The sequence below is a fragment of the Hoeflea sp. genome (genome assembly GCF_039975035.1).
In the GTDB taxonomy this organism is placed as follows: Bacteria; Pseudomonadota; Alphaproteobacteria; order Rhizobiales; family Rhizobiaceae; genus Hoeflea.
Map to the genome: position 1 here is coordinate 1 of NZ_JBDWHW010000129.1, position 6,208 is coordinate 6,208.

Annotated in this window: 6 protein-coding genes; all 6 read right to left on the reverse strand. The window is 62.0% G+C overall.

Annotated elements, in window-relative coordinates; translation table 11 throughout:
• The coding region (locus tag ABJN75_RS10975) for a heme lyase CcmF/NrfE family subunit (protein ID WP_348439622.1) at positions 1 to 1,780 on the reverse strand (1,780 nt) is incomplete at its 3' end.
• A gap of 48 nt (positions 1,781 to 1,828) precedes the next feature.
• Entirely contained in the window at positions 1,829 to 2,299 is a 471-nt protein-coding gene (gene ccmE / locus ABJN75_RS10980) for a cytochrome c maturation protein CcmE (RefSeq protein ID WP_348439624.1), read from the reverse strand.
• Entirely contained in the window at positions 2,296 to 3,885 is a 1,590-nt protein-coding gene (ccmI, locus tag ABJN75_RS10985; RefSeq protein WP_348439626.1) for a c-type cytochrome biogenesis protein CcmI, read from the reverse strand. The genes ccmE and ccmI overlap by 4 nt, the downstream gene beginning before the upstream one ends.
• 164 nt (positions 3,886 to 4,049) lie before the next feature.
• Positions 4,050 to 4,499, reverse strand: coding sequence for a hypothetical protein (locus tag ABJN75_RS10990; RefSeq protein WP_348439628.1), 450 nt, complete (start codon positions 4,497 to 4,499; stop codon positions 4,050 to 4,052).
• Positions 4,500 to 4,629: 130 nt separating this feature from the next.
• Complete coding sequence (locus ABJN75_RS10995; protein ID WP_348439630.1) at positions 4,630 to 6,012, reverse strand: HAMP domain-containing sensor histidine kinase; 1,383 nt, start codon at positions 6,010 to 6,012, stop codon at positions 4,630 to 4,632.
• Positions 6,009 to 6,208, reverse strand: a 200-nt coding sequence (locus tag ABJN75_RS11000) for a winged helix-turn-helix domain-containing protein (RefSeq protein ID WP_348439632.1), incomplete at its 5' end; no start/stop codon positions are given. The genes ABJN75_RS10995 and ABJN75_RS11000, both read right to left, overlap by 4 nt.

The following is a 6,208-nucleotide window of genomic DNA, read 5'->3' on the forward strand; positions in this document are numbered from 1 at the left end:
TTGCGCCGAAGGTCAGGATTCCGGCCTCGGTCGTGGGCATGCTCCGGGCCTGGTAGAACCGCTTTGCCGACGCAACAGTTGCTACCTCGACGCCACCGCGCAACACCGTGAATTCGCCCGACGTGAAGGAATAGTTGGGGCCATTGCCGTCCCTGGTTCCGTCGAAGTGCAGTTCGTAGCCTCCGGCGCTCACCGTGTCGCCGGGTTTCATCGACACCACGGATTCTGTCGAAAACAGGCTGGCCGCGACAACGCCTATCACCGTAACGCCCAAGCCCATGTGACCGAAGGCCGCGCCGAAGGCCGAGCGCGGCAAGCCGATCAGGCGTCTCCAGGCGACATTTGCCGCCACCCGGCCAAGACCGGAGCGCAGTGCCAGATCAGTCAGCGCACCGAGGATCAGGTACACGCCCAGCGATATCCCGAGACCGGCCAGAACCGGAGCGCCGGTTTGCATGAACACGACGCCCAAACCAACCAGCAGCGAAACGCCGACGGCAAAATAAAGCCTGTGCGCGGCACTGGCCAGGTCGGCGCGCTTCCAGGCCAGCAGCGGCCCGAATGGCACCGCCATCAGTAACGGCACCATCAGCGGACCAAAGGTCAGATTGAAGAACGGAGCACCGACCGAAATCTTGGCGCCGGTGGTGGCTTCCAGGAGCAGCGGATAGAGTGTGCCGATCAGCACCGTGGCAGCGGCTGTCGTCAGGAACAGGTTGTTGAGAACCAGCGCCCCTTCGCGCGAGATCGGCGCGAAGATGCCGCCTGCTTTCAACGTACCGGCACGCAACCCGAACAGCGCCAGCGCGCCGCCGATGAAAATCACCAGAATGCCAAGAATGAACATGCCGCGCGCCGGGTCGGTGGCAAAAGCGTGCACGGAAGTCAAAACCCCGGAGCGAACCAGGAAAGTCCCGAGCAGCGAGAACGAGAAAGTCAGGATGGCCAGCAGAACCGTCCAGATTTTCAATGCCTCGCGTTTTTCCATCACCAGCGCCGAGTGCAGCAGCGCCGTGCCCACCAGCCACGGCATGAACGAGGCGTTTTCGACCGGATCCCAGAACCACCAGCCGCCCCAACCCAGTTCATAATAAGCCCAGTAACTGCCCATCGAAATGCCGGCGGTGAGGAAGATCCAGGCGGTTAACGTCCACGGCCTGACCCAGCGCGCCCAGGCCGCGTCGATGCGGCCTTCGATCAGCGCGGCGATGGCGAAGGCGAAGGAAATCGAGAAGCCGACATAGCCGAGATAGAGCAGCGGCGGGTGGATCGCCAGGCCGATGTCCTGCAGGATCGGATTGAGGTCATTGCCTTCCGCCGGCGCCGACTCGAGCCTGATGAAGGGATTGGAGGTGAGCAGCACGAAGAGCAGGAAGGACACAGTGATCCAGGCCTGCACCGCGAGCACATTGGCTTTGAGCGTGTCGGGAAGATTTCGCCCGAACAGCGCCACCAGTCCCGAAAACACCGTCAGAATCAGCACCCACAGCAGCATCGAGCCTTCGTGGTTGCCCCAAACACCAGTGATCTTGTAAATCAGCGGCTTGAGCGAATGCGAGTTCTCGACGACATTCAAGACCGAGAAATCCGAAGTGACATAGGCGTATGTCAGCGCGAGAAAGGAAATCGCCACCAGCGCCATGGAAGTCAATGCGGCCACCGGCCCAATCGCCATCAGCCCGGCGTCACGACGGCGCGCGCCGATCAGCGGCGCGATTGACTGGACAATGGCCGTGGCCAGCGCAAGGACAAGGGCGAAATGGCCGAGTTCGGTGATCATGGCGTCGTCAACTCCTATAGGTTCAACGGCGTTGACCGCGCAAGCGGCCTATTGCGTTTCAGTTGCGATGCCCGGAGCCGGGTCGCCTTCCTGCCATACGCCCTGTGCCTTGAGCGCGTCTGCGACTTCCTTGGGCATGTAGTTCTCATCATGCTTTGCCAGAACCGAGTCCGCCAGGAATGTGTCCTCATCCGGCGAAAACACGCCTTCGGTCACCACGCCCTGCCCTTCACGGAACAGGTCCGGAAGAATACCGACATAGCGAACCTTGACGGACGCGCTGGTGTCGGTGACCCGGAAGGTGACAGCGGAATTCTCGCCGCGCTCGACTGAGCCTTCTTCAACCAGACCACCGAGCCGGACCCTTGCGCCCGGAGCCACATGCTGGGCCAGCACATCGGTGGGTGAATTGAAGAACACGATCTGTTCGCGCAGCGCCGAAGTCACCAATGCGGCGGCGCCGGCCAGGAACACCGCGCCGGCGGCGATGATCGCCAATCGTTTCTGTTTGCGGTTCATTGGCCCTCCACAACAGGTTCAAGATCCAGCTGGGAGGCAAGCCCGGCCAGCTCACGTCCGCCTTCACTGTCGGCGGGAAAAGCGTTGGCAGCCCGTGCGAGTGCCTGCTCGGCTGCGGCGCGGTCTCCCAGCACGGCGTAGGAGTTGATCAGGCGCAGCCATCCTTCCAAATTGTCCGGGTTGTCGGTGAGTTTGGCATCGAGCGACGCAACCATGCCGCGGATCATCTCGTTGCGATCAGTCACTGACATTTCGGCTGCGGCGGAAACATCGGCCTCGGACGGCCCGTTAAGCGGTGCCGGCGAAGCTTCCCCTGAAGTTTGGTCCTGAGCGGCATCGGTGTTTGCGCCGGGCAGAATGAAAGGTGCTTTTGCGGCCGCTGACGGTTCGTTGCCGGACCGGGCGGGCGACGGGGTCGCGGGCAGCATGGGGACGCCGCCCAGGGTTGGCGTGGCAATCAGGCCCAGTTCATTGGCCAGTGCATTCAGAGCCTGGCTTTCAGGTCCGGAGGGCGAAAAAGCGGAAAAAGCCTGGTCAAGCGCCGATTGGGCCTGATCGCGGCTTCCCGTCACCACATAGGATCGCACCAGCCGCAGCCAGCCCTCGATATTGTCGGGATTGTCGACAAGCTTGGCCTTCAGGCTGTCGATCATCGAGCCGATCATCACGTTGCGGTCTTGCGGGCTCATATTCTGCGCGGCGGCGATATCGGCGGCGGAGGGATTACGCAGCGCGGTGGAACCGGCGCCTGGCTGCAGAGCGGCGATCTGGCTTTGCACGGCCGGTATCCAGGGAGCACCTTCAGGAGCACTCTCAAGCATGCCGGCAAACGCCGCGCGGGCTTCGGTAGTCTTGCCCGACTGGGCCATGGCCACGGCCAGGAAAAACTGTGGTCGCGGATCGGTCGAATCAAGCTCGCGAGCGGTCTGGAATGCCAGACTGGCTTCCTCGGTGACAATCCCCCCGGCAGCCGAAAACAGAGCTTCCCCAAGGTTTGCCTGCCGCGTCGGCGACGGCCCCAGGATGGAAATTGCCTTTTGGAATGCTGTGGCCGCATCTTCAAAACGACCGGTTCTCAGATAGATCGGTCCAAGCACGTCCCAGCCACGGCCATCATCGGGGTTATTGGCCAGATGCTGTTCAGCCTTCGCAATCAGCATGGTGATATCGGATGACTGTGGCTCGGCCTGCAGTCGTGCCGAAAGCGGCAGTTGCGGCAAATCGGGACGCCCGAGTTCAAGGTAGGCGGTGACAGCGACCAGCGGCATGAAGATTGCAACAGCTATGACCACAGCCCTGCGCAACCTGGAATTCTGGGCACCGGCGCTGTCCGCACCCGCCGCCTCGCTCTTGCGCGCCGCGGTCAGCAGCCGCCGGGAAATTTCGGTGCGGGCCACTTCGGCCTGAACAGGTTCGACGAGTCCATCGGCAAGGTCACGATCAACTTCGCTCAACTGATCGCGATAGACTTCCACATCGTGCGATTCGGGCGCTGCTGATACGGATTTACGGGCGCGCGCCACCGGCCCGAGCAGGGCCAGGGTCGCTGCGGCGGTCATGACGGCTGCGATTACCCAAAACAACATATGGCTTCAATATCCGAGCATTGTTTATTTTCCAACATCAATCGGTGTGGAAAAGGAAAATGGGGCGTTTGGTCGCGTCAAGCCCGGCAGTCAGCCGCGCCGTTCATCAGCGATTTTCCCGCCGAACATGAATGCAATGACACCGATCAAACGGTTTCGACGGCTCAGCTCAGCGGCGTCCAGCTGCCGTCCTCATTGCGGCAGGCAGCACCCTGCCCTTTCACCGGAGCACCCTTGATGGTGGCGGTGTGGGTGTATTGACGGCAGTTCTGCCGGCCCACCTGATAGGGTGTACCCACGGATATCTCACCGGAAGCGTTGCTGGTCTGCCCTTTCCAGGCCACCGTCTGTCCAAGCGGTGCTTTTTCCAGAGCCTGATATTCGGCTGCCAGGGCGCGCAATTGATCCGGCTTGGTCAGGCTGTTTACGGCCTCTTTCGGCAGGATGCCGCCGTTCAGCGAGACAAGGATCGCATCGCTGCCGCCGATTTTCGGGGCCGACACCGGTCCGAACGACAATGGTTTGACTGCTCCAATGCTGGTGCAGCCCGCAACCGCGGCCAAAAGGCCAGCGGCAAAAGTCAATTTCGAGAAACTCGAGAATAAAGTTGCCATACCGCTAAGTCCCTGCTTGTCCGATGCCGTGTATATTGCCCGAAATTCTTGGTGCCCGAAGTCCTGACGCATCATCTTTGTGCCGCTTTCCTGTGGCCGCATTGTGACGGGTGCAGACCCGTGTCGAAACTCATTTTTCATCACCCAATCCGGGCAAGATCAGTTGCGCTGACAATCCCCCCGATTGCGCCCGGGCCAGAGCGAAGCCACCCTTGTATTCAGAAGCGATCTCGCCAACGATTGACAGGCCCAGGCCAGTACCGGGTTTGCTTTCATCGAGCCTGCGGCCGCGTTTCATCGCCTCCCGCATACCCACTTCGTCGAGGCCAGGCCCGTCATCATCAACATCGATCCGGTACATCGGCCTCTGCCCCCTGCCATCGGGTGCCCTGCGCAATCTGACGACAACCTTGTCCCGCGCGAACTTGGCGGCGTTTTCGACCAGGTTGCCGAGCGCTTCCTCCAGATCCTGGCTTTCCATGGCCAGCGCGGCGTCGCGCGGCTCGATATCGGCGGAAAAATCCAGGTCACGGTTGAGTTTGGCCATCACCCTGACCAGCCGCTCGATCACCGGCGCCGCCTCGGTGCGGGCCAGAACACTGCCTCGCTGGGCGGCGATGCGGGCCCTGTCGAGATAGGTCTGCACCTGCGCCTGCATTGTCTCGGCCTGGGTTCGGACCAGGCTGGCGTGGGCCGGCGACATGTCGCGCGATTCATTGATGAGAACCGCGATCGGCGTTTTCAGCGAATGCGCCAGATTGCCAACCTGCATGCGGGCGCGCTCAACCACGCGATGATTGGCCTCGATGAGCGCGTTGATTTCACCCGCCAACGGCGCGATCTCGCGCGGAAACCGACCATCAAGCTGTCTGGCTTCGCCGGCGCGAATGCGGCCCAGCGCCTGGCGGGCCTGGTCAAGCGGTCGCAAGCCGTAAAGAATGGCAACCGCGTTGACCAGCAGGCTGCCGATACCGAACAGAGCCAGCACCAGATAGAGATTGCCCGAAAATGCCGCGATATCGGCTTCCAGTACCGCGCGGTTGCCGCCCACCCGGAAACGCGCCGCGTGGCCGTCGCTGTCGAGTTCGACTTCGGTCTCGATCACTTCCAGCCTGTTGCCGTCGGCATCGCCGGCCCGATAGGTGCGCAGATAGCGCTCGTTGAACGGCAGTTCCTTGATGCTTGGCGGCGCAATCGTCGCCTCGCCGATGGAGATCGAGGCCAGTCTCGGGCCGTCAAGCGCACCCAGCGGTTCAACCAGCCAGACCCAGCCGCTGCCGGGCTGATCGAACACCAGGTCGCCAAGTTGCGGATTTCCCGACAGATGTCCCTCACCGTTGATGGTCACCGCGTTGATAACGCTGTTGAGGTGGGCGCGCAGCAGTTCGCCAAAGGCACGCTCGCTGCCCGCGCGGTAAAGCTGTGAAATCACAATCGCGATGGCGACCAGGGCGATCACCGCCCACACCGAGGCAAACAGCAGAACGCGCGCGGTGAGAGACCCGCGCTTCATCCGGTCTTGCCGGCGTCCGCGCCCTCGGGCGGGACCAAGCGGTAGCCCAGGCCGCGCACGGTTTCGATCAGGTCGACGCCGATCTTTTTGCGCAACCGGCCGACGAACACTTCAATCGTGTTGGAATCCCGGTCGAAATCCTGATCATACATGTGTTCGACCAGTTCGGTGCGCGACACCACCTCGCCCATGTGAT

Excerpts from the sequence above, each read along its gene's own strand:
- ABJN75_RS10995 (WP_348439630.1), bottom strand. The coding sequence starts at position 6,012 with ATGAAGCGCGGGTCTCTCACCGCGCGCGTTCTGCTGTTTGCCTCGGTG.
- ccmI (WP_348439626.1), bottom strand. The coding sequence starts at position 3,885 with ATGTTGTTTTGGGTAATCGCAGCCGTCATGACCGCCGCAGCGACCCTG.
- ccmE (WP_348439624.1), bottom strand. The coding sequence starts at position 2,299 with ATGAACCGCAAACAGAAACGATTGGCGATCATCGCCGCCGGCGCGGTG.
- ABJN75_RS10990 (WP_348439628.1), bottom strand. The coding sequence starts at position 4,499 with ATGGCAACTTTATTCTCGAGTTTCTCGAAATTGACTTTTGCCGCTGGC.